General features: G+C 52.1%; 1 protein-coding gene. It reads right to left on the reverse strand.

Annotation, left to right across the window (positions count from 1 at the left end; translation table 11 throughout):
- Nucleotides 1-80 precede the first annotated feature (80 nt).
- Nucleotides 81-455 (reverse strand): aspartate 1-decarboxylase, encoded by a 375-nt coding sequence (gene panD, locus ACTF5Z_RS12290; RefSeq protein WP_423850412.1) that lies wholly within the window; start codon nucleotides 453-455, stop codon nucleotides 81-83.
- Nucleotides 456-537 lie beyond the last annotated feature (82 nt).

Raw genomic sequence — 537 nt, forward strand, 5'->3', positions numbered from 1 at the left:
AGCGCGCTTGGTCGTCGCCGATTTGGGTGAACTAGAGTTCAGGGAGTAGGTCGGGCCGGGCAAGTGTTCGGCCGTTCGCTTTAAAACGACTCAGAGACCGTTTTGGGCTCTTCGATAATGTAGCGGAATTCGCGGTTATCGGGTGAGGGCAAAATGACTTTGGGGTGCACTTTATCGGCGCTCAACTCAAAGCCAATAATAATGATGTCCTCGCCTGGACCGATCAGATGTGCCGCGGCACCATTGACACAGATATCGCCCTTGCCGCGCTCGCCTTCAATCGTGTAGGTTTCTAAACGCGCACCAGATGTATTGCTGACCACCAGCACTTTCTCGCCTGGCCACAGGCCTACGGCATCTAACAGGTTTGCATCAATTGTGATACTGCCCACGTAATCCAAGTCGGCTTGGGTGACCGTTGCCTTGTGAATTTTCGAGCGCATTTGCCAACGCATGAGTACTGACCTACAGAGTCCAAATGAGGGGCGTATCATTCCGTATTACAAAAATTTGTCAACCGTGGCGGACGCTATAACT

This window comes from Aequoribacter sp. (assembly GCF_965659035.1).
In the GTDB taxonomy this organism is placed as follows: Bacteria; Pseudomonadota; Gammaproteobacteria; order Pseudomonadales; family Halieaceae; genus Aequoribacter.

What these genes read in the sequence shown, in the direction of transcription:
- panD (WP_423850412.1), bottom strand. Translation starts at nt 455, where the DNA reads ATGCGTTGGCAAATGCGCTCGAAAATTCACAAGGCAACGGTCACCCAA.